Here is a 20,615-nt window from a genome sequence, read left to right on the forward strand (position 1 = left end):
CACAGCGCCCGGACTTCTTCGACGTGGTGGTGGCGAGCAACCTGTTCGGCGACATCCTGTCGGACCTGGGCCCTGCATGCACCGGCACCATCGGCATCGCGCCCAGCGCCAACCTGAACCCGGAGCGCACCACGCCGTCGCTGTTCGAACCAGTGCACGGCTCCGCGCCCGACATCGCCGGCAAGGGCATTGCCAATCCGATCGGGCAGATCTGGAGTGGCGCCATGATGCTGGAGTTCCTGGGACACAAGCAGGCCCACGACGCGATCCTGCAGGCGATCGAGGCGGTGCTGGAGCCGGGCTCCGGGGCGCCGCGGACCCGTGACATCGGGGGCCGCTCGAGCACGACCGAGGTGGGGCGTGCGATCGCCGACGCCATCGGCACATCCGCGCAAGTCGAAATGCCCGATTGAGCCGAGCGCAGCGGCACGCCACAACAAATGATGATGACGCCATCGAAACGTTTCGATTTTCGTGGCCAGGACCGACGCCTACAGTGCCTCCATGCAACCCTCCCCTGCCCTCTTCCTGGACGCCTCGCTGTCCACGGGCCATGCGCAGCTCGACGACGACCATGACGCGTTGATGGCGGCGTCGCTGGATCTGCGAGACGCTTCGAACGAGAACTTCGAGGCGGGCTTCGCGGCCCTGCACGCCAGTTTCTCCGAGCATTTCGCGGCCGAGGACGCGCTGATGGTGCCGCTCGATTTCGCGTCGCGGCAATGCCACCTGGACGAGCATGCGGCGGTTCTGCGCTCCTTTGAAGAGGCACGTCAGCTGCTGCGCGCCGGCCTGGTGGAGCCGGCACATCGACGTGCATCTGCCCAATGGCGCCGGAGCAGGTTCACCGCGAGTACTTCCAGGCCAGGGACGTGCCGGCGGCCGCCGGTGGCGTGGAAGTCGAGCTCTCCCGCTCGAAGAAGGTCCTCGTGGTGGCCGAGGGCAAGACAGTCCTGGATGCCGTGCTGGACGCAGGCATCGAAGTGCCCTATTCCGTGCTGGCAGGCGAGCCGGAGCACCGCGACAGCGTGCTCTCCGATCAGCAGAAGCGCTCGAACAAGACCATGATGCTCTGCTGTTCAGGTGCCCGGTCGGCGCGGCTCGTCCTCGACCTCTGACCAACCCTCCCCGATCCACATCAACCTTCATATCAAGGGAATTGGCATGCTGAGCAAGGAACAAAACGAAGTACTGACCCGCGTGGGCAAGGGCACCCCCATGGGTGACACCATGCGCCGCTACTGGCATCCGATCGCCACGTCCGACGAGCTCCCCCAGCCCGACTGCGACCCGCTTCGGGCCAGGCTGCTGGGCGAGACCTTCGTGCTGTTTCGCGACACCGAAGGCAAGGTCGGCATGATGGAAGAACTCTGCCTGCACCGCGGCGCGTCGATGGCGCTGGGACGCGTGGAGGAAGGCGGCATCCGCTGCCTGTATCACGGCTGGAAGTTCGATGTCACCGGCAAGCTGCTGGACACGCCCAACCATGCGGACCCGCGCGTCAAGGAGCGTCTGCGTGCCAAGGTCTATCCGGTGCGCGAGCAATCCGGGCTGATCTGGACCTATATCGGCCCGAAGGAGCATGAGCCGCCGTTCCGGCTCTTTGCCTACGACAAGGTCCCCGAGGCGAACCGCGTCCTGTTCAAGCTGGTGGTCAAGGCCAACTACCTCCAGATGTGGGAAGGCGGCACCGACAGCTCCCACGTCGGCATCCTGCACAGCAACGTGACGCGACCCGGATGGCTGGCCGATTCAGGCAGCAAGCCCGAGATCAGCGACATGGTCAACCCCGCCTGGGACGACACATCGCCGCAACTCGAGATCGAGGACACGGGCTTCGGTTTCCATTACGTGGGCATGCGCAAGGCCGCCGACCCCGACAAGCGCAATATCCGTCTGGTGCCGCTGTTCATGCCGACCGGACGGATCATCGAGTTCCCCGATTTCTACACGACGGTGTTCGACACGCCGCTGGACGACGAAACCACGGCCAGCTACCTGATCGACGCGAGCGACGTGCGTGCGCTCGACCTCAATGATCGGCTCAAGCGCTCTGGGCTGGTCGAGGAACGCTTCTACAAGGACAGCGCGTTCGTCGCGAACTGGGACACGCGTTTCAACCAGGACCGCGCGGCGATGCGCGAGAAGCGCAGCTGGAGCGGCTTCCACGGCATCACCCAGGAAGACGCCGTGATCTCCACGTCGATGGGGCCGATCTACGACCGCAGCACCGAGCACCTGGTTGCCGCCGACGCAGCCATCGTCCGTCTGCGCCAGCGGCTGCTGGACTCCGTGCACCTCGTGCAGGAGGGCAGATCCCCGATCGGCGTGGATCTGCACGACATGACCCACATGCGGGGCTTCGACCGCGACATCGGGATGCAAGACTCCTGGCGACCGCATGCCGCGCACCACGTCGAGCACTATCCCGCGAAGGACTGAGCTTGTGGCCGACCGTTCCTTCGGCAGCGTGACGGAGCATTTCGGCAACCGCTTCGATCCGCAGGTCCTGGCCGCCACGGTGCAACATTGGGCGGCGCGCGTCGATGCGCAGGCGAAGGCCGCGACGACCTGCATCTCGGACGTCGCCTACGGCGACCACGCACGTCAATGCCTCGACCTGTTTCCTGCAAAGGGACACGGCGCCCCCGTCGTTCTGTTCATCCATGGGGGCGGCTTCACAGGCGGCGACAAACAGGTCGCCCCGCCCTTCTACGCCAACGTCGGACGCTTCTTCGCGGCGCATGGCATGCTGGGCGCATGCATGAACTACCGGCGCGCGCCGGTCGGCGGCTGGCCGGCCGCAGCGCAGGATCTGGACGCTGCCGTCCAGTGGCTGCTGCAGCGCGCGGACCTGTACGGTGGCGATGCGCAGCGACTGATCGTCATCGGGCAGTCGGCCGGGGCCTGCCATGCGGCCACGTGGTTGTTCGACCCGGCGTTCGCAGGCGGGGCCCGCGATCGCGTGCGGGCGGCGGTTCTGATGAGCGGCTTCTACCAGGCCGCCGCGCCGCTCGCCGACGGCCAGCGTGCCTATTTCGGCGACGACCCGAGCCTGTATGCACAGCGCTCGCCGCTTACGCATGCGCGCATGCCGATGCATCCGTTGCTGGTTACCTTGGCCGAGCACGACCCTCCCGGGCTGCGTCGCCAGTCGCAGGATCTCGTCGAAGCCTTGACGCGCGCGCAAGCAGGGCCCGAGGTCGCTGATCTCGCCGGCCACAATCACGTGTCCCCGTTGATGAGCCTGGGCAGCGACGACCACGAGGTCGGCCTGCTGCTGCGCCGCTTCATCGCGCGCGCGATGGCCTCGCCGCTCGTCGATTGAGGTGGCGCGTGGCGCTCAGATCTGCTGTTCCAGATGACCGCGCAGCATCTGGAGGAAGGTCTCCGCCGGCGCCGAAAGGACGTGGCCCTGGCGCGTGTGAACCAGGAGGCTGCGCTCGATCACCGGATCGTGCAGCTTCTTGGCCACCAGCGAGGTCGTGTGCGGATTGCCCCTGACCAGGTAGCCTGGAATGACGACGAGGCCGAACCCCTGGGCGGCGAGCGCGAGCGCGGTGTGGATGAAGGAGATTTCATAGGCAGGCCGGTAGGCCCGGCCGGCGTTGGCCATCGCCTCCGTCACAAGCTGCTGGACCTGCAGCCCCTTGCTGAGGTTGATGATGGGGAGCTCCATCAGGTCATGCCAGGTCACGCGCTCCTTGGACGCCAGCGGAGAGTCCTTTTCACAGACGGCGCACAGGTGATCCATGACCAGGGGCTCGCGCGATACGGCTTCGGGCTCGTGCTCGAAGAAGCCGATGCTGAACTCGACGTCCTCCGTCAGGACGCGCTGGATCAGGCTGGCGTCTCCAGCGTCGTACATGACGATCTTGACGTCGGGGTTCTGCTGCTTGAACGCTGCCAGCACGGTCGGAATCACGGCGGAAGAAAGCGCCGGCGCGCAGCTGAAGCTGAGGACGCTCTCCACCTGTTCGGCGCGGTCGCGCATGTCCTCTCCGAGGGCGGTGATGCGCTCGAGAATGGCCTCGACCTGGCGGTAGGCGTCGTCCGCCGCGAGGTTCGGACGCAGCACGCGCGGCGTGCGCTCGAAGAGGCGCACGCCCAGTTCCTCCTCGAACTGGCGGATCAACGCGCTCATCGCCGACTGCGTCACATGCAAGGCATCCGCGGCGTGGGTCAGGTTGCGCAGGCGATAGGCTTCAACGAAAGCGCGCATCTGACGCAGCGTGATATTCAAGCGAGCGGGCATGCTCGATTGTCCCATCGCGCTCTGCGGCGCGACCTCAGGTCAACCCCTGTTCTCATTCCCGGCGCCCCGGGCCAGAGTGAGTCATTGCGCGAACACCGCGCGTGGCGACTTGCGGCTTCCAAGAACCAAGGAGACAAATCGTGCACAGACGTACCATCCTCGCTTCAGCCGCCTCGGCGGGGGCCCTCGCGCTCGTCGGCCTCGACGCGTGGGCCGAAGCCTATCCCTCCAAGCCGATCAAGCTGCTGAACTCGAGCCCGCCTGGAAGCTCCTTCGACACGATCGCGCGCGCCGCGTGCGCCGAGGCCGAGAAAAGACTCAGGCAGCCGGTCATCATGGACTACCGCTCGGGTGCGGGCGGCACGCCCACGTTCGTCGCCGCGAAGAGCGCGGCACCCCTGCCGGCATGAGTCCTCAGTTGGTTCGGCAACTCCAGGACGCATTCAGGTTCGCGACGGAGCAGACCTCGTTCCTGAATGTCCTGGAGCAAGGATCGCTTCGCCCCTGGTACATGTCGGCGCCACAGTTTCGCGAATTCGCCGAACGAGCCGAACGGGAACAGAAGGCGCTCATGTCCAAGTACGGATTTGCGAAGAAGGCTGCCTGAGCGTGGCCACGACCCGCGCGCTAGCATCTCGGCGGGGCATTCGATCCGGCGTCCCGTGCGCAAACCGATGCGACATTCATTTTGGAGCTGAAGATGAAGTTCATGATCCTGGTCAAGTCCACCCCTGATCTCGAGGCGCGCCTGGCGGCGATGAGCGACGCGCAGATGAAGGAACAGATGGCCGCGATGGGGGCCTTCAACGAGGAACTCAAGAAGGCCGGCGCGCTGAAGGATTGCGACGGCCTGCGCCCGAGCCGCGAGGGAAAGCGGGTGCGCTTTGACGGCGACTCGCGCACCGTCGTTGACGGCCCCTTCACGGGAGATCTCGTGGCCGGCTACTGGCTGTGGGAACTGCCGTCCGTCGAAGACGCGGTCGCGTGGGTCAAGCGCTGCCCGAACCCGATGCCCGCCGCGTCGGAGATCGAGATCAGGCCGATATGAAGGGCTGACCGCGTCGCACCGGCGCCCCGGTGTGGGCAGCCGCGAGGCGATGCCTGCCTTCGTTCAGGCGCCGGGCGCCGCGGCCACCACGAGCAATTGCGCGTCGGTCGGCTTGTTCCAGTTCGGCCCGTATGCGCCTGCGGCGTAGTAGCGGACCATCTCGTGGCGCACCATCGGGTGCGTCCAGCCTTTTCCGACCAGTCGCTGAATCACCGCCGGATGCGCATTTCGACGCAGCAGATCCTCTTGCAGTCCCTGCACCAGGTCTGCCTGACGCTGTGCAGGGAGCGCTGACAGCTCGGCCGCGAGCATCTCGATGCGTTCGGCCAGCCACTTCTTCTCCCATTGCGCCAATCGCTCGCTGGGCGGCACCTGCACCGCCTCGGGTTCCGCGGCCGGCGCGGCCTTCTCGATCGATTCCTCGTGGGCAGCGAGATGCCCGGGGAGCACGCTCTTGAGATAGCGCAATGGATCGCGCAAGGGTTCCGGGAACGCGTTGGCGGCACGTTTTGCCACGGCCTCGACCGCCGTGGCCACGGCCGCATCGCCAAACTCCTCGATCAGTCGCTCAATGCGGGTGTGATCGATGCCCAGGCGCTCGGCGCTGGCGAGGACGGCCACGTCCACCGGCTCGGCCGCCGATCGCTGCTGCAGCGCGAGGACCCGCTGCGGCTTCTTGCGAACCGTGAACTGGAGATCCGACACGAAGCGGCCCGACTTGAACTCCAGCATCTCGATCTCGATGTCCGCCAGGGCGTTGATCTCGGCCAGAGCCGGTCGAAGGGTGTCGCGCTTGAAGATCCGGTACTCCAGGCGTTGCAGCCGCTCGTCGTCCGGGCGGCCCAGAAGCACAGGGCGCCACCAGGTCCAGGCCTTTCGCGCGGTCTGCCCGACGCCCAGGTAGCGCGAGCAGATTTCGTAGAGCGCGACGGCAGGATGCGATCCCAGTTGCGAGATGACTTCGAGCGACAGCTTCGCAAAGATCTCCGGGTCGAGGAGTTCGTTGCGCATGTTCACCGCGTAGGACCATTCCACCCAGATCTGCCCGCGCTCCTTGACCAGGCGAGCGTGGGACAGCATCCCGCAGACATCCCAGGTTTGCCACTCCCCTGCCGTGGGCGACTGCCACTCGACCAGCGTCGTGATCATCGAGCGCAAATGCGTCTTGATGATCTTCATGTCGCCGCTGTTGTAGTCGAGGCCCTTGACGATGTCCGTCAGGGCCGCCCTGAAGGTTTCACGCTCCAGGCCCTGGTTCTGCGCAATATGCAGCAGCACGTTCCAGGTCCGGCGCCCCAGGGCCGTGATCTTGTTGTTCTGCGGAACCAGGGCCAGCGAGAACACGGGCTTGAGCAAGGGCGCCGTGCCGCGGGCGGGCGGGGACATGTCTCGGTTTGCGGCTGTGACCATGCCCCGGACTGTAGCGCAGGGCACGCTTCATGTGAAACGGCGACTCACCTGTCGCATGCGCGCATTCCACGGACCCTTCACTGAAAAAGCTCCATTCCGAGGGCCCGATCGGGAGCTTCCTGACCGCTGCAGCTCACTGAAAAAGCTCCGCTTAGGTGGTTCTGCAGTTGCGAATCTGCCTCAAAGGATGCCCAGATCGCAAGCTGGACGAGCCAATCGGCCCCCTACCGTATCCACTCCGCCCGTTACCTGTTGGGGCTCCGGCTGCCACCGTATCCACTCTGAGATCGACCGAGAGGTCTCCAGTTTCCACTGTAAAACCTCCAAAATATGGTCTAAGTTATTGATTTTATTGATAAAAATCCTTGCAAAGTATTAAAGGAGTTCAAGGAGTTGGACTCTGAAAAATACCCCAGGACGCTCTTGTGGAGCTTTTTCAGGAGAGAGCCTCCACATCTTGGACGAAACTGCGACCGTTTGCGCAAATCTCGTCCAACACGCACAATCCGGTCATCAGTCACTAACTCGTTCAATGATGGAAATCAGACCCCAGATCACCCTCGCCGGCGTTCACCAGCAGGCGGCGGATGCGGCCGCCATGTTGTCGAGCATCCGCTCGGCGATGCTCGCGCCGATGGTTCGCAAGGCCGCTCCCTCGTTCAGCGCCGACCAGGTGGCCACAATGTGCGAGGCCTCGTCGAGGGGATCGTTCGCGCACCGGGTCGCGAGCCGCAAGGATATGCCCTCCGGGACGCTGGTGTCCAATGGGCGCAAGCGAGTCTTCAGCCTGGGCGAGACGCGCCAGTGGGTACGGGACTACCGCAAGGACATGCTCAGGCCCGAGGGGGCCGAGGCCATCACGATCTCGATCGCGAACTTCAAGGGCGGCACGACGAAGACCACGACCGCGATGACCCTCGCACAGGGACTGACCTTGATGGGCCATCGGGTGCTGGTGATCGACACCGATCCCCAGGCCTCGCTGACCACCCTCTTCGGGATCCTGCCCGATGTCGAAATCAGTGCCCAGGACACCATCATGTCGCTCGCGGACGGTTCCTCGACGACGGTGCGGCCCATGATCCGGTCTACCTATTGGGACGGCCTGGACCTGGTGCCTGCGGCAAGTTCGCTGTTCGATGCGGAATTCATGCTGCCCTCGCGCCAGGGCAAGGAGGGTTTGTCGGGCTTCGAGTTCTACAAGGTCCTCGACCTGGGCATCGACGACGTGCGCGCCGATTACGACGTGATCATCATCGACAGTCCCCCGGCGCTCTCCTATCTGACGATCAACGCGTTGATGGCGGCCAACGGCATCATCATGCCGCTGCCGCCGGAGACGCTGGACTTTGCCTCCTCGACCCAGTTCTGGTCCCTGTTTTCGGACCTGACCGAAACGATGCTGGAAGGCCGCGGACAAACCAAGTCGTTCGATTTCATCAACATCCTGCTGTCACGCGTGCCGCCCAAGGCCGGACGCGGGGCGTCGACCACCGCCGATGCCGTGAGGGAATGGATCGGTGCCACCTACAAGGAGAAGGTGCTCCCGCTGGAGATTCCCCGGACCTCGATCGCGTCGCAGAAATCCTCGGGATTCGGCACCGTGTACGACAGCGAGGCGGGCGACGCCAAGGACAAGACGTACAAGCGTGCGCGGGATGCGTACGACCTTTTCGTGCAGCACATCGAGGTGTCGATTCGCAACGCCTGGGCGAGGCAACTGCCTCAACCTACGGGGGGGTTGTACGGTACCACCCCCCTTCGCGTCGAGGCCTGAGAGGTGCAGATCCGGCGAAACTTTTGGGTCGGACGGGAAGGGGTTGTACGGTACAACCCCCTGCCCTCGACTTCCTCTTCGCGCGATAAACAGCGCTCGGCTGCCAGCCGCCGCACAGCGACAACAGTGCAGCAGGCAGCGATTCTCAAAAGAACTAACTAGGAACAAGCAATGGCGAACAAGGACCTGGTGAAACGCGCGTTCAGCGTCACCTTGAATCTACCGAGCGCGCAGCGAAACGATGCCGCGGATGCCCCGCTGGCGGACTTGGCGGCACCCGCGGCGGCCACGCCCCCGCCGGCGCCTCAGCCGGTTGCCGCAGAGCCGGGGGCACCGTCGACCGTGCCCAAGACGGGGCCGGGCTCCATGCTCGCATTCATGACCGAGCAATCCGAGGTGCATCGGGAGGTGGTGCGCCTGCGCGAGCGGCTCACCGAATTCGACGGCGCCCAGGCGACACGCCAACTCGATCCGAAGCTCATCACGGCGTCCCGGTGGGCGAACCGCGACGCCTCGCATTTCCAGACCGAGGCGTTCTCGCGCCTGAAGGAGGAGATTGCGAGCGCCGGGGGCAATGTCCAGCCGATCAAGGTGCGCTCGATCGAGAGCGCCCGCCCCGGGTCGCCCGAGTACGAGGTGGTGTTCGGCCATCGCCGGCATCAGGCCTGCCTGGAACTGGGCATCCCCGTGCTGGCGCTCGTGGAACCGGGCATGAAGGACATCGATCTGTTCGTGGAGATGGAGCGCGAGAACCGCGAGCGCGAGGATCTTTCGGCCTGGGAGCAGGGCGTGATGTATCTGCGCGCACTGGAACAGGGGCTCTTTCCGTCAGCCAAGCAACTCGCGGGCGCCATTGATCGCGACCTCGGCAACATCGGCAAGGCCATGGCGCTGGCCAAGTTGCCGGGTGAGGTCGTGCGCGCGTTCGGGTCCCCATTGAATCTCCAGTTCAGATGGGCAACGGCGCTGAAGGACGCCCATCAGCGAGATCCGGAAGGACTGCTCGCCGCGGCGCGCGAGATTGCATTGAGGGAGCCGGCGGCCACGCCGGCCGAGGTCTTCGCCGCGCTCACGGGGCAGGGCAGGGCCAGCCGGCCGGGCGAGATCGCGTCGACAGAATGGAAGGACGAGGACGGCAAGCGCATCGCGCTGCTGACCTTCGATCGCAGGGGCAGGGCGACCGTGGCGTTCGACCAGCCCATGGACGAGGTGCAACGCAGGAAGCTCGCCAAAGCCATCGAGGCGTTCGTGGGGCGCAAGGCGTAGAGACCCAAAAGACGGGACCGCTGAACGACGCCAGAAATAAGTGAGTGATCGCACACTTTATATTTCGAGAGATGGCAACATTCCACCGGGGCGGCGTCCGGCGCATCGGCCCAATCTTCCTTGCCGTCAGAAAATTCCAATAAATTCAATCACTTATGAAAGTCTTCTCAAAAACTCCCTGTAGCGGCACTAAAAAAAGAGATTGATGATTATTGGAATGATGGTCCGGCGGGACCACCGGGAGGCCACCCGCTGGCTTGGCCGAGGACGAGGGGTGAGCTCCCATCCATCGTTTCGTATCCCGCTTCCTGCGTCGGCTCGTACGCCGATTCATGTGCACGCGCGTTCGAGGTAGAGCCGCCGCCAATCTGATCGAGCCTCCCTTGTCCATGACCACGCTGCCCACACCGTCCCAGATCGCCAGCCTCGACGACGAGCGCCTCGAACAGCTCGCCACCGGCTGGCGCGCACAGGCGCTGCGCGGCGACCGAGGCGCATTCGGCGTTGCGCACGCCTTCGAGGTCGAGCGGCGAAGGCGACTTCGCGAGAGTGAGCTGCAACAACTCGACGCCTTGGCGCCCGCCGCTCCGCTCAAGCCGTGGTGGAAGTTCTGGTGAGCCAGCCGGCCCGATCCGCGAAGGCCAGGGCGGGGCAGGGCAGGCCACCGGAATGGCCGCCCGCTCGCCGCGCCAGTTGCGCGCCGCCTTGCTGAAGTTGAGGGTCCGGTGACGAATGATGGCGACCTGACAGAACCTGGCTTCGCACCCGGACGCTCACTTCCTGCAGTCCCCGCCGACCGATATCGAACCGTCCTTGCATTCGGTCAGGATGTCGTCAACGCTGCGCCGGAGGGCGGAGGATGAGCCGGGCGAGGGGGAAGTGGCCTCCGCTTCGTAGACGATCTTCTTGCTGCCACGTTCGCAGGTGCCGACGACCTTACCGGTGCCCGCGGCATCGGCCGTCACGGAGGCGAGCGTGAAGCGCACCACGCCCGCACCGCGAATCTTTGCGTCGATCTCGGCCAAGATGTCGTCGCAATTGCTGGCGGCGCTGGCGGAGCCTGTGAAGGCCCATACGACGATAGAGAGCAGGGCTGGCTTCAGCATCGGATGCTTGCCTCGAAGGAGCGCGCTTGGCTAGGCATGCAGTGTAGCGGTCCCCCGTTCGCCACTGACACATGGGAGGCTGGCGCACCGGGCGGGAAAGGGCTACAAGCGCGCCCGGCGTGAAGTTCGACGTTGAGGGATCAGGTCGCGAGTTCCGGGCCGTGAAGACGACCCCGGCCGATCGCGCCGAAAAGCCGACCACTTGCAGGATGAGCCGCGCGGCCTGGCCCTGACCGCGCCTCAGCGCTCCAGCACGTATGTCCCCGGAGCCGCGCAGAGCGGGCGATGGGTGCGCGAGCCCGGCTTCTTGGGGGGCTCGACCTGGGCGCCTGATCGCTGCTGCATCCATGCGCGCCAATGCGGCCACCAGCTCCCCTCGTGCCGCACCGCGGCGCGCGCCCAGTCTTGAGGATCGGCCTCGCGGCTCGGAGCCGTCGAGAAGAAGGCCTTGGGCGCGCCGGGCGGGTTGATCAGGCTCTGCAGGTGACCGGCGTTCGCGAGCACGAAGGTCGAGTCCTCGCCGAACAGGCGTGCCGTGCCATAGCAACTCTTCCAGGGCGTGATGTGATCGGTGAGCCCGCCGATCACGTAGGCGCTGATGTCCACCTTCGACAGGTCGATCGGAACGCCCTTGATCCTCATGGCACCCGGATGGACATAGGGATTCTTTTCCATGATGTCCAGCAGATCGGAATGGAACTTCGCCGGCAGGCGCGTGGTGTCCGCATTCCAGGCGAGGATGTCGAAGGCCGGCGGCTTGTTGCCCAACAGGTAGTTGTTGACCCAGTAGTTCCAGATCAGGTCGTTGGGACGCAGCCAGGCGAACATGGCGGCCAGCTCGGAGCCCTCGATCACGCCCTTGCTGCGTGAGCGGGCCCGCGCGGCGCGCACCGCCGCGGGCGAGTTGAAGAGTCCCAGCGTGGTCTCGTTCATTGCGCCGGCGCCGTCGAGCACGCACACCGCCCACGACACGTTGGCCACCTTGGTGTCACCGACGCCGGCGAGGTATCCGAGGTAGCCCGCCAGCGTCATCCCGCCCGAGCAGGAGCCCCACATGTTCACGTCGGGGCTGCCGGTGATCTTGCGCGCCACATCGACCGCCTCGTCCACAGCCATCGCGTAGTGCTCGAGGCCCCAGTCGCGATGCTCCGCCGTGGGATTGCGCCAGCTCAGCATGAACATCTGGACGCCGCTGTCCACCGCCCATTTGACGAGGCTCTTCTCCGGGGCGAGGTCGACGGCGTAGAACTTGTTGACCTGGGGCGGCACCATGACCAGCGGGCGCTGGTACACCTTCGGCGTAGTCGGCGTGTACTGGATCAGCTCGAAGGTCTCGCAGCGATACACGACCTGGCCGGGCGAGATGGCCATGTTCTCGCCAATCTTGAACGGCGTGCTGTCCACCTGCATCGGCATCATGTGGTTGTGCCGCATGTCGTGCACGAGGTTCTTCAGGCCACTCACCACACTTGCGCCGCCGGTGTCGACGACCTTGCGCACCGCCGCGGGGTTGCCCACGAGCCAGTTGCTCGGTGCCAGGGCGTCGGTCACGAGGGCGGTGAGGAATTGCGCCTGGCCCTTTTCGCGCTCGCCCAGCTTGGACCCGGCGATCAGGTTATTGAACTCGTTGTGCGTCAGCAGGTAGTTCTGCATCAGCCGCTTGTAGGCGAAGTTGCCCTGCCAGGCGGGATCGGCAAAGCGCCGGTCCTTGGGGTCCGGCGCAAGTTCGGACTTGCCTTGCACGATCTGGCCCAGCGCCTTCGCGTACTTGGCAAGCGAGCCGACCGTGGCACCCGGGGACACCGTGGCCAGTTTGAGCAGCGACTGGGTGGCCTCCGCGAAATCGGCGGCGCGCAGCCCAAGGAGCGGGTTCGGCACCAGCGTGTTTTCGCTCGCACGTGCGACCAGGTCGCTGAGTTCGTTGACCACGGCCGTCGGATCGGACGACGCGCTTGCACGCCGCTTCGCAGTCTTCCCGGGCGGTGCGGTCTTCTTCTTCGCGGCTGCTTTCGCCGCGGTGGTGGAAGCTGTCGTCATTCGTGTCTCCTTCTGTTTTTTCGAGGGGTCAGCCCATCAGCATGGCCATGGAGAACGCCACCAGCGCGGGTTTGTCCTCGCCTTCGATCTCGATCGTGTTCTCGGTCGTGAGCAGATGGCGGCCGTTGCCCTTGTCCTCCATGGACACCACGCTGATGTGGTTGCGCACGCGCTTGCCGGCGCGCACGGGCGCGATGAACCGGATCTTGTCCAGTCCGTAGTTCACCGCCTGCTTGAGTTGCATGTGCGAGATCAGCACATCGAAGACCGTGGGCGCGAGCAGCGACAGGGTCAGGAAGCCATGCGCGATGGTGCCGCCGAAGGGGCTTTCCTTGGCGGCGCGTTCCACGTCGACGTGGATCCACTGCGTATCGTTGGTGCAGTGTGCGAACTCGTCGATGCGGGCCTGGTCGATGGTGATCCAGGACGACGACCCGATGCGCTGGCCGACGAGGCCGGCGAGGGATTCGAAGGTGAAGTCGGGAGTGCTCATGGCGATGGAGATGGGTGAGGTCGATGAAAGGCCAGGCATCCCGAAGACTTCAGGGCCTGTCCAGGAATTCCCGGATGGCCGCGACGGATTCATCGGCGCGGGTCATCAGGAACATGTGCCCGCAGTCGAAGACCTTGAGCTCCGACTTGTGGATCAGCCTGTGCATCAGCCGCGCATTGGCCAACGGCACCAGCGGGTCGTCGGCACCCGCCATCAGGAGCGTGGGCTGGCGAAGGCCCGGCAGCCAGTGGATGCTGGTCCAGCCCGAGGCGGCCAGCAATTGCAGGTAGTAGCCCAGCTTCGACTTGTACTTGACGTGTCGGAACAGTTCGGCCGCCAGCGCAGGGTTCTTGCGGAAGTCGCCGCCGTAGATGTCACCGCTGATGCTGCGCGAGTAATCGGCGTTCACATAGCGCTTGGGCGTCGCCATCTTCCACAGCACGCTCGGGCTGGCCGGCACCATCACCACGCCGGGGGCGGTCGCGCAGAGGATCAGTCGCCGGCAGCGTTTGCGGCAGGTGTAGGCAAACTCTTGTGCCGCGGCGCCACCCCACGAGACGCCCAGCACGTCGACTTCGCCGATGCCGAAGCGGTCGAGGATCCGGGCAGCCAGACGCGCAATGCCGCCGAGCCGGTAGGGCCAGCGCGGCAGCTCCGACTGGCCGACGCCCGGGATGTCGAAGATGACGATCTCGCGCTCGGGCATCTTCTCTGCCAGCGGCGCCAGCAACTCGATGTTGCCGCCGATGCCGTTGAACAGCAGCAGGGGCACGCCCTTGCCGTTGCCCGGCTTGCGGCCGACGCGCACGTGCATGGGGTTCGACGGCGTGCCGAGTTCCATCATTTCGATGGAAAACGGCCCTGGCGCCCGGGTGGTATTGATGCGGCGCGTTGCACCGCGCGCGGCCGCGAGACGTTGGAGTGTGACCATGGACATGACCCGGATTGTCGGAGCGTGCAGGCGATGTCGCGCAGCGCGCGACGCAGGATTTACCCTAGCGTGGAGTTGGTTCGCATCACGCTCAGCGGCCCGAGGCCGGTCAGGCAGTGGGTGTTGAACTCGAGCCGCGCGCGGTCGCCGATCGCCTGCTTGATTGCCGGCGCCCGCAGGCGCGCGACAAGCTGTTACATTGCCTTTCATTCCCGGACGTCCAACTGCTTTTTGAGCCCAGCCGTGACAGGAGATCCAGCCATGCAAGCCATCGAACAGCTTTTGGGCATTGTGGAGGCCATGGTCGCCGATGGCGATCTTCACGATCTGGAGATCGAGTTCCTCAAGGTCTGGCTGGCCGAGCACTCCGACGTGGCGCGCGTGTGGCCCGGCAATGCGGTCAGCGGCGCCATCGAGACGGTCCTGGCCGATGGCCATGTGAGCGAGGACGAGCGCGCCTACCTGCTCACTACGCTCAAGCAGTTGGCTTCGGGGGAATTCGTGCTCACCGACCCGGGCGGCGCGGCCGGATCGGCGATACCGTTGGACAACGCGACCGAGATCACGCTGCGCGACGCCCTGGTGTGTCTGGCCGGCGAATTCCTCCACGGAACCAAGGCAGCCTGCGAGCGACTCCTGGAGCGCGCCGGTGGGTGGCCGGCAGCCGTCGTCAGCCGGAATGTCCACTATCTCGTGATCGGGGCCAAGGTCTCTTCGAATTGGACGCAGACACCGCTTGGACAAACGATCAAGGAAGCGCTGGCACTGCAGCAGGAAGGCCACGCGATCGCAATCATCTCGGAGCGACGCTGGCTCGAAGGCCTCGCAGGAAGCGCGACGCCCTCATCCTGAGGCCTCTCACCCCGGTGCGATGCCTGATGCCACGATCTTGCGCATCGAAATGGCATGAAAGGGGCACTTCACGGCGCAGTCGCTACAGCCCGTGCACAGATCCGCATTGCCCAAGGTCGAGTACTTCTTCCAATCGACCACTTCGAGGCTGAGCAGGTGAAGGTCGCACGCGGCGACGCACCAGCCGCAGCCGGTGCAACGCGCGGCGTCGACATCAGGGCGCCAACCGGGTCGGGCCGGCCGGCCGGCCATCGCCGTCGCCGCCGTCGGGTTGCCGGCGTTCATGGCCTTCGATGACCACCAGCTCGCCCGACGCGGGCAATCCAATCGCCATTGGCCATGTCCTGCTCCTGGAGTGGGTTCGGGTGCGATCCTAACGGAGCCAGGCGCGTCGAGTTGTCCCCGCTCCCTGCGGCAGAATCCCCTACCCGCGGCAAAGCCGAGACTCAAGGAGCATCACACATGGGCGCGCAATGGAAAGCCAAGCACAAGGATCTGGCGGCCAACGCCAAGGGACGCCTGTTCGGCAAGCTCGCGAAGGAAATCATGATCGCCGCGCGCAGCGGAGCCGATCCGGCATCGAATGCGCGGCTGCGGCTGGTGGTCGAGCAGGCGCGCAAGGTCTCGATGCCCAAGGACACGCTGGAGCGGGCCATCAAGAAGGGCGCCGGCCTGACCGGCGAATCGGTGCATTTCGACCACGTGGTCTACGAGGGCTTCGCGCCGCACCGGGTGCCGGTGATGGTCGAATGCCTGACCGACAACGTGAACCGCACCGCACCGGAGATGCGGGTGCTGTTCCGCAAGGGGCAACTCGGTGCCTCAGGCTCGGTCGCCTGGGATTTCGACCACCTCGGCATGATCGAGGCCGAACCGCAGCAAGCGGGGGCCGACCCTGAACTGGCCGCGATCGAGGCCGGCGCGCAGGATTTCGAGCGCGGCGAGGAGGGCGTCACGGTCTTCCTGACGGACCCCGTCGATCTCGACCTGGTCAGCCGCGCGCTGCCGGCGCAGGGCTTTTCCGTGTTGACGGCGAAGCTCGGCTACAAGGCCAGGAACCCGATCGATCCTGGCAGCCTGAGCGCCGAGGCGTTGGAGGAGGTCGAGACCTTCCTGGCGGCCATCGATGCGAACGACGACGTGCAGAACGTGTTCGTGGGACTCGCGGGGTAGCTGCCGCAATCATTTTCGACCGCGAAAAGCCGGATCTGGCTGTGCAGATGCGAAGCGCTCGACGGGCATACTGCGAGGCCCGGCACAAGAACTCGTCGGTTCCCGGATCACTCACATCACCACTTCACAGGAGTCGTCATGGCGAAGGTACTGGTTCTCTATCACAGCATTTACGGTCATGTAGAGGCGATGGCGGAAGCCGTCGCAGCTGGGGCACGCGAGGTTGCCGGCGCCAAGGTCGAGCTGAAGCGCGTTCCCGAAACGATGTCCGACGAAGCGTTCAAGAAGGCGGGCGGCAAGACCAATCAAGCCGCCGCCATTGCCAAGCCGGAAGAGCTGGCCGACTACGACGCCATCATCTTCGGCACCGGCACCCGCTTTGGCAACATGACGGGCCAGATGCGCACGTTCCTGGACCAGACGGGGGCTCTGTGGATGAGCGGCGCCTTGGTCGGGAAAGTCGGGTCCGTATTCAGCAGCAGTGCCACTCAGCACGGCGGTCAGGAGAGCACGATTCTCACCTTCCACCCGACGCTGCTGCACCAGGGAATGATCATCGTCGGCATGCCCTATTCCGAATCGCGGCAAATGGGACTCGACGAAATCAAGGGCGGCAGCCCTTATGGCGCTTCGACCATCACCGGGGGTCAAGGCGAGCGAATGCCCAGCGCGCTGGAGCTCGGTATGGCGAACTTCCAGGGCAGGCACGTCACCACGATTGCCACGAAGCTCTTTGGGTGAGCGCGCTGGGCGGCTGAATCTCTCATTCGACCGTTGCGCCCGACCGCTTGACGACCTCAGCCCACTTGACGCGCTCTGACTGAATGTATTTTGTGAGTTCCTCCGGCGTCGAGCCGATAGGCTTGACGCCGTCGGACGCGAAACGCTCGCGCAATTCCTTCGACTGGAGCGCGGCCACCGAACCGTCATGCAGGCGCTTGACGATTTCCGGGGGCGTGCCGTGCGGCGCGAGCAGCGCATACCAGACACCGGATTCATAACCCGGCACACCTGCCTCGGCGATGGTCGGGACGTCCGGCAACGCCGGCGAGCGCTGGCTGGACGACACCGCGAGAACCCGGATCTTGCCCGCCTTGATCTGCGCGTTGCCGGTTCCATAGCTCACGAACATCGCCTGCACGTTGCCCGAGAGAAGGTCGGTCAGTGCTGCGCCGCCGCCCTTGTAGGGCACATGCACGAGGTCGATGCCGGCCATGGACTTGAGCAGTTCCATCGACAGGTGCAGCCCGCTGCCGTTCCCCGTCGATGCATAGGACATCGCTCCGGGCTTCGACTTTGCGAGCTGGATGAATTCGGCCAGGTTCTTCACCGGCAGCGACGCGTTGACCGCGAGGAAGTACGGCGCCGAGCCCAGCAGCGTGACCGGCACGAAATCGGCAAGCGCGTCATAGCGCAGCTTGGGGTACAGGGCCTGGTTGATGGCCAGTTGCGAGGTGAGGGCGAGCACCACCGAATAGCCATCGGCTGGCGACTGGGCCACGTACTCCATGCCGATATTGCCGCCCGCGCCGCCGCGGTTGTCGATGAAGAACGAGGCGCCCAGTTGCTTCCCCAGCTCTTGGGACAGCGGGCGGCCCACCACGTCGCCGCCGCCGCCCGGCGAGTAGGGCACGACGATGCGTACCGGCTTGTCCGGGTAGGGCGCGGCCATGGTCGAGAGGGAAACGGCCAGGACCGCCAGCAGCGAGAGAAGTCTTTTCATGAGGTTGTCTCCGGGTTCGAAGGAAGGGAAGGGGAGGAGGCTGTCGCGCCGTTCGCGATCGCCGCGACAGCGGCGTCCAGTCGCGCCGCAGCCGTCGACAAATGGGCCCGGCGGGATTGCGACCACGCGAGATCGTCGGCGACCGCTTCGCGTTGTCGCGCAAGCATTCGGTTCACCTCGGCGACCTGGGGTCCGCCAATGCCCTTGCGGCCGAAGACCATGTATTCGGGACTCGACACCTCGGCAAACGCTTTCGCGTCCAAAGGGAAGGCCTGCGATGCCATGGACTCGTAGATGCGAACGGCCTCGAAGTACGGAATCTCGCGCAGGCTGAGCCTGCGCGAGCGGCCGAAGTCCGTCAGCGCCGAGGCGAAGTGATGGCCGATGCGGAAGGGCACGTCCGCGCGCTGCAGCAGGGCATCGGCGATCTCGGTCGCCGTCGAATAGTCCGCATGGACTTCGGCCAGTGCGCGCGCCCTGTCGACCACAAGCCCGCCGAGGACCTTGCGCAGGAGCTCGAAGACGGCGACGGCGCGCGTGCTCGGCACCGGGTCATAGGCGCGGTAGTCGAACATGCCCGTGCGCACGTTGTGCGCAAGCAGGGACACGGCCTGCATTTCCCCGAGGAGCAAGCTGCTCTGCACGCGCAGCTGCTCCAGGGCGGCCGGATTGCGCTTCTGCGGCATGATGCTGCTGACCCCCACGAGTTCGCCCCGCTGCAAGGTCATCCACGGAGCCGGCGCCGCGTATTGCGCGTGAAGATCCTGGGCGAACTGCCCGATCTGCACCGCCGCGATGCCGAGGACCGCGGCGACCTCCAGGCTCGTGTCGACCGGTGCGAGATGGTTCGCGTCGTAGGCGTTCTCGACCAGGCCCTCGAAGCCCAGCAACGACGCCAGGCGGTGTCGGTCGAGTGCGAAACTCGATGTCGTCAGGGCGGCCGAACCAAGGGGTCCCTCGTTCACGTGCCGGTAGGCGGCCCGCAGGCGGGATCCACTGCGCGCGAGCGCGCCGTCCACGCCGAGAAGGTAGTGCGCCAGTGTCGTCGGCTGCGCCTGCACCCCGTGCGTGTAGGCCGGGATGATGGTTTCCTTGTGCGCTTCCGCCAGGCCGAGCAGCGCCTGGCGTGCCGCGACCAGTGCATCGCACGCGTCCAGAACCCCTGCGCGGAGGTTCATGCGCGCAATGGTCGCGGAGATGTCCTGCCGGCTGCGTCCGCAATGCAGCCGCGAGGCATCGGCGCCCACGGCGGCGAGCAGCTTCGGTTCGTAGTCGAGGTAGTCGGCGGACCACTGCCGGGGCCCGTCCCGCTCCAACTCGATCACCGCGAGGATGCCTGTTGCGATGCGTCTGGCCACATCCGTCGACACGATGCGCGCTTCGGCCAGTTCGATGATCGAGGCCTTGTTGATCTGGTCGAGGTATTCGAGCGCGCGTCCACCACCGCGGAAGCTCGCGTTGACGTCGTGGGAATCGGGTGCCGCTTGCATGTCGCTGTTGTCCGGATGGCTTGGAGGAGCCGATTCTTGACCTCACGGACCATTGTGTGAAATGAATATTCAGTCCGCTATCATTGCCAAAAAGGAATAGTGGAGAAAGCAGTGCCCATCACCTTCCAGCAACTCCAGTGCATGCGCCAGGTGGTCGAAAGTGCCTTCAGCGTTTCGCGCGCGGCCGAATCGCTGCATACAACCCAGCCCGGCGTGAGCAAGATGATCCGTGCGCTCGAAAACGAGATCGGCGTCGAACTGTTCGTGCGATCCGGCAACCGACTGACGGCACTGACCGCGCCCGGCAAGGAAGCGCTCTCGCTGTGCGCACGGGTTCTGCAGGACGCCCAGGCGCTCAAGCGCCTGAAGCAGGACCTGCCCGCCGACAGCGAAGGCACGCTGCGTGTCGGCACGACACACATCCACGCGCGCTATTCGCTGATCGAGGTGACCCGCCGGTTCCTTTCCATCTATCCGCAGGTCAAGCTCGAGTTCACCGTGGGCCCCCCATCCCAGATCCTCGCGGGCGTGACGGCGGGAACCATCGATATCGGCCTTTGCACTCTTCCGGATCCGATGCCCAAGGGCGTCGTTTCGGTGAAGGCCTATGACATCGACCGGTGCCTGATCGTGCCGCCGCGGCACCCGCTGTTGAAGATGGGGAAGTTGACGATGGAGCAGATCGCGCGGTGGCCGCTCATCACCTACGACAGCAGCTACACGTCCGGGTCCGTGGTCCAGGGCGAATTCCGAAGACATGGCATCACGCCCTGGATCGTGATGCGAGCGATGGACGCCAGCATCATCAAGGCCTACGTGGCCGCCGGCGTCGGCGTCGCCGTGCTCCAGAAGATGGCGTTCAACGCGGCGCAGGACAGGGACCTGCGCTCCCTGCCCGTCGACCACCTGTTCCCATCCTCCAGCGCGATGATCAGCCTGCGAAGGGACCATCTGTTGAAGAAGTTCGCCTTCGACTTCATCTCGATGGTCGCGCCCGCGTGGTCGCGCGAGGCGATCGAGGCGCAGTTGCAGTGACCTCGTCTCCGAGGCAACT

The 20,615-nt window shown here is 65.3% G+C and carries 22 protein-coding genes and 1 pseudogene; 14 read left to right on the plus strand and 9 right to left on the minus strand.

The window, feature by feature from the left end:
* From AC1D3B_RS31475 to AC1D3B_RS31490, 4 genes are all read left to right on the plus strand, one after another.
* Positions 1-413 (plus strand): isocitrate/isopropylmalate family dehydrogenase (locus tag AC1D3B_RS31475; RefSeq protein ID WP_478194600.1); only part of this gene is annotated, 413 nt, incomplete at its 5' end.
* Positions 414-827: 414 nt separating this feature from the next.
* Positions 828-1,118, plus strand: a complete 291-nt coding sequence (locus AC1D3B_RS31480; protein WP_478194601.1) for a 2Fe-2S iron-sulfur cluster-binding protein — start codon at positions 828-830, stop codon at positions 1,116-1,118.
* 46 nt (positions 1,119-1,164) lie between these two features.
* Positions 1,165-2,442 carry a Rieske 2Fe-2S domain-containing protein gene (locus AC1D3B_RS31485; RefSeq protein WP_478194602.1) on the plus strand — a complete coding sequence of 426 codons (1,278 nt, stop codon included), beginning with the start codon at positions 1,165-1,167 and terminating at the stop codon, positions 2,440-2,442.
* Between the two features lie 4 nt (positions 2,443-2,446).
* Positions 2,447-3,328, plus strand: coding sequence for an alpha/beta hydrolase (locus AC1D3B_RS31490; RefSeq protein ID WP_478194603.1), 882 nt, complete (start codon positions 2,447-2,449; stop codon positions 3,326-3,328).
* Positions 3,329-3,343: 15 nt separating this feature from the next.
* Here the strand turns inward: AC1D3B_RS31490 and AC1D3B_RS31495 are convergent, their stop codons facing one another.
* The gene (locus AC1D3B_RS31495; RefSeq protein WP_478194604.1) at positions 3,344-4,255 is read right to left on the minus strand and encodes a LysR family transcriptional regulator; all 912 of its coding nucleotides are present in this window, start codon (positions 4,253-4,255) and stop codon (positions 3,344-3,346) included.
* Between the two features lie 140 nt (positions 4,256-4,395).
* Here AC1D3B_RS31495 and AC1D3B_RS31500 point away from each other — a divergent pair, with 140 nt between their 5' ends.
* The 3 genes and pseudogenes from AC1D3B_RS31500 to AC1D3B_RS31510 form a co-directional block, all read left to right on the plus strand.
* Complete coding sequence (locus tag AC1D3B_RS31500; RefSeq protein WP_478194605.1) at positions 4,396-4,665, plus strand: hypothetical protein; 270 nt, start codon at positions 4,396-4,398, stop codon at positions 4,663-4,665.
* Positions 4,666-4,673: 8 nt separating this feature from the next.
* Entirely contained in the window at positions 4,674-4,862 is a 189-nt protein-coding gene (locus AC1D3B_RS31505; protein WP_478194606.1) for a hypothetical protein, read from the plus strand.
* 93 nt (positions 4,863-4,955) lie between these two features.
* Positions 4,956-5,300, plus strand: a pseudogene (locus AC1D3B_RS31510) (YciI family protein); the annotation flags it as partial.
* A 66-nt stretch (positions 5,301-5,366) separates the two neighbouring features.
* Here AC1D3B_RS31510 and AC1D3B_RS31515 read toward each other — a convergent pair.
* Positions 5,367-6,689, minus strand: a complete 1,323-nt coding sequence (locus tag AC1D3B_RS31515) for a RepB family plasmid replication initiator protein (RefSeq protein ID WP_478194607.1) — start codon at positions 6,687-6,689, stop codon at positions 5,367-5,369.
* Positions 6,690-7,248: 559 nt separating this feature from the next.
* Here AC1D3B_RS31515 and AC1D3B_RS31520 point away from each other — a divergent pair.
* The 3 genes from AC1D3B_RS31520 (at position 7,249) to AC1D3B_RS31530 (ending at position 10,373) form a co-directional block, all read left to right on the plus strand.
* Complete coding sequence (locus AC1D3B_RS31520; RefSeq protein ID WP_478194608.1) at positions 7,249-8,490, plus strand: AAA family ATPase; 1,242 nt, start codon at positions 7,249-7,251, stop codon at positions 8,488-8,490.
* A 171-nt stretch (positions 8,491-8,661) separates the two neighbouring features.
* The gene (locus AC1D3B_RS31525) at positions 8,662-9,756 is read left to right on the plus strand and encodes a ParB/RepB/Spo0J family partition protein (protein WP_478194609.1); all 1,095 of its coding nucleotides are present in this window, start codon (positions 8,662-8,664) and stop codon (positions 9,754-9,756) included.
* A gap of 389 nt (positions 9,757-10,145) precedes the next feature.
* Positions 10,146-10,373, plus strand: coding sequence for a hypothetical protein (locus AC1D3B_RS31530; RefSeq protein ID WP_478194610.1), 228 nt, complete (start codon positions 10,146-10,148; stop codon positions 10,371-10,373).
* Positions 10,374-10,529: 156 nt separating this feature from the next.
* On the opposite strand, the gene AC1D3B_RS31535 is transcribed toward AC1D3B_RS31530, so the two are convergent.
* The 4 genes from AC1D3B_RS31535 to phaZ all read right to left on the minus strand — a co-directional run bounded on the left by AC1D3B_RS31535 (position 10,530) and on the right by phaZ (position 14,329).
* Positions 10,530-10,862, minus strand: a complete 333-nt coding sequence (locus AC1D3B_RS31535; RefSeq protein WP_478194611.1) for a DUF1161 domain-containing protein — start codon at positions 10,860-10,862, stop codon at positions 10,530-10,532.
* Positions 10,863-11,102: 240 nt separating this feature from the next.
* On the minus strand, positions 11,103-12,899 hold the full coding sequence (locus tag AC1D3B_RS31540) for an alpha/beta fold hydrolase (protein ID WP_478194612.1): 1,797 nt from the start codon (positions 12,897-12,899) through the stop codon (positions 11,103-11,105).
* A 28-nt stretch (positions 12,900-12,927) separates the two neighbouring features.
* Complete coding sequence (locus AC1D3B_RS31545; protein ID WP_478194613.1) at positions 12,928-13,392, minus strand: MaoC family dehydratase; 465 nt, start codon at positions 13,390-13,392, stop codon at positions 12,928-12,930.
* Between the two features lie 49 nt (positions 13,393-13,441).
* Complete coding sequence (phaZ, locus tag AC1D3B_RS31550) at positions 13,442-14,329, minus strand: poly(3-hydroxyalkanoate) depolymerase (RefSeq protein WP_478194614.1); 888 nt, start codon at positions 14,327-14,329, stop codon at positions 13,442-13,444.
* Positions 14,330-14,584: 255 nt separating this feature from the next.
* On the opposite strand from phaZ, the gene AC1D3B_RS31555 reads away from it, so the two are divergent.
* Positions 14,585-15,175, plus strand: a complete 591-nt coding sequence (locus AC1D3B_RS31555) for a BRCT domain-containing protein (protein WP_478194615.1) — start codon at positions 14,585-14,587, stop codon at positions 15,173-15,175.
* A 6-nt stretch (positions 15,176-15,181) separates the two neighbouring features.
* Here AC1D3B_RS31555 and AC1D3B_RS31560 read toward each other — a convergent pair whose 3' ends face one another.
* A complete protein-coding gene (locus AC1D3B_RS31560; RefSeq protein ID WP_478194616.1) occupies positions 15,182-15,460 on the minus strand; it encodes an ATP-binding protein in 279 nt (92 codons plus the stop codon).
* A gap of 177 nt (positions 15,461-15,637) precedes the next feature.
* Between AC1D3B_RS31560 and AC1D3B_RS31565 the strand changes: the two genes are divergently transcribed.
* Together AC1D3B_RS31565 and wrbA are read left to right on the plus strand one after the other, a co-directional pair.
* Entirely contained in the window at positions 15,638-16,348 is a 711-nt protein-coding gene (locus tag AC1D3B_RS31565; RefSeq protein ID WP_478194617.1) for a YebC/PmpR family DNA-binding transcriptional regulator, read from the plus strand.
* 138 nt (positions 16,349-16,486) lie between these two features.
* Positions 16,487-17,089, plus strand: a complete 603-nt coding sequence (wrbA, locus tag AC1D3B_RS31570; RefSeq protein ID WP_478194618.1) for an NAD(P)H:quinone oxidoreductase — start codon at positions 16,487-16,489, stop codon at positions 17,087-17,089.
* Positions 17,090-17,111: 22 nt separating this feature from the next.
* Here the strand turns inward: wrbA and AC1D3B_RS31575 are convergent, their stop codons facing one another.
* Entirely contained in the window at positions 17,112-18,071 is a 960-nt protein-coding gene (locus AC1D3B_RS31575; protein ID WP_478194619.1) for a Bug family tripartite tricarboxylate transporter substrate binding protein, read from the minus strand.
* Entirely contained in the window at positions 18,068-19,561 is a 1,494-nt protein-coding gene (locus tag AC1D3B_RS31580) for a lyase family protein (protein WP_478194620.1), read from the minus strand. Before AC1D3B_RS31580 ends, AC1D3B_RS31575 begins: the two co-directional genes overlap by 4 nt.
* A 111-nt stretch (positions 19,562-19,672) precedes the next feature.
* Here AC1D3B_RS31580 and AC1D3B_RS31585 point away from each other — a divergent pair, with 111 nt between their 5' ends.
* Positions 19,673-20,596 (plus strand): LysR substrate-binding domain-containing protein, encoded by a 924-nt coding sequence (locus AC1D3B_RS31585; RefSeq protein ID WP_478194621.1) that lies wholly within the window; start codon positions 19,673-19,675, stop codon positions 20,594-20,596.
* Positions 20,597-20,615 lie beyond the last annotated feature (19 nt).

Source organism: Variovorax sp. P5_A3 (assembly GCF_056400665.1).

Coding starts and splice junctions, on each gene's coding strand:
- AC1D3B_RS31480 (WP_478194601.1), top strand. CDS start 828: ATGGCGCCGGAGCAGGTTCACCGCGAGTACTTCCAGGCCAGGGACGTG.
- AC1D3B_RS31485 (WP_478194602.1), top strand. CDS start 1,165: ATGCTGAGCAAGGAACAAAACGAAGTACTGACCCGCGTGGGCAAGGGC.
- AC1D3B_RS31495 (WP_478194604.1), bottom strand. CDS start 4,255: ATGCCCGCTCGCTTGAATATCACGCTGCGTCAGATGCGCGCTTTCGTT.
- AC1D3B_RS31515 (WP_478194607.1), bottom strand. CDS start 6,689: ATGTCCCCGCCCGCCCGCGGCACGGCGCCCTTGCTCAAGCCCGTGTTC.
- AC1D3B_RS31520 (WP_478194608.1), top strand. CDS start 7,249: ATGGAAATCAGACCCCAGATCACCCTCGCCGGCGTTCACCAGCAGGCG.
- AC1D3B_RS31525 (WP_478194609.1), top strand. CDS start 8,662: ATGGCGAACAAGGACCTGGTGAAACGCGCGTTCAGCGTCACCTTGAAT.
- AC1D3B_RS31530 (WP_478194610.1), top strand. CDS start 10,146: ATGACCACGCTGCCCACACCGTCCCAGATCGCCAGCCTCGACGACGAG.
- AC1D3B_RS31535 (WP_478194611.1), bottom strand. CDS start 10,862: ATGCTGAAGCCAGCCCTGCTCTCTATCGTCGTATGGGCCTTCACAGGC.
- AC1D3B_RS31540 (WP_478194612.1), bottom strand. CDS start 12,899: ATGACGACAGCTTCCACCACCGCGGCGAAAGCAGCCGCGAAGAAGAAG.
- AC1D3B_RS31545 (WP_478194613.1), bottom strand. CDS start 13,392: ATGAGCACTCCCGACTTCACCTTCGAATCCCTCGCCGGCCTCGTCGGC.
- phaZ (WP_478194614.1), bottom strand. CDS start 14,329: ATGTCCATGGTCACACTCCAACGTCTCGCGGCCGCGCGCGGTGCAACG.
- AC1D3B_RS31555 (WP_478194615.1), top strand. CDS start 14,585: ATGCAAGCCATCGAACAGCTTTTGGGCATTGTGGAGGCCATGGTCGCC.
- AC1D3B_RS31560 (WP_478194616.1), bottom strand. CDS start 15,460: ATGAACGCCGGCAACCCGACGGCGGCGACGGCGATGGCCGGCCGGCCG.
- AC1D3B_RS31565 (WP_478194617.1), top strand. CDS start 15,638: ATGGGCGCGCAATGGAAAGCCAAGCACAAGGATCTGGCGGCCAACGCC.
- wrbA (WP_478194618.1), top strand. CDS start 16,487: ATGGCGAAGGTACTGGTTCTCTATCACAGCATTTACGGTCATGTAGAG.
- AC1D3B_RS31575 (WP_478194619.1), bottom strand. CDS start 18,071: ATGAAAAGACTTCTCTCGCTGCTGGCGGTCCTGGCCGTTTCCCTCTCG.
- AC1D3B_RS31580 (WP_478194620.1), bottom strand. CDS start 19,561: ATGCAAGCGGCACCCGATTCCCACGACGTCAACGCGAGCTTCCGCGGT.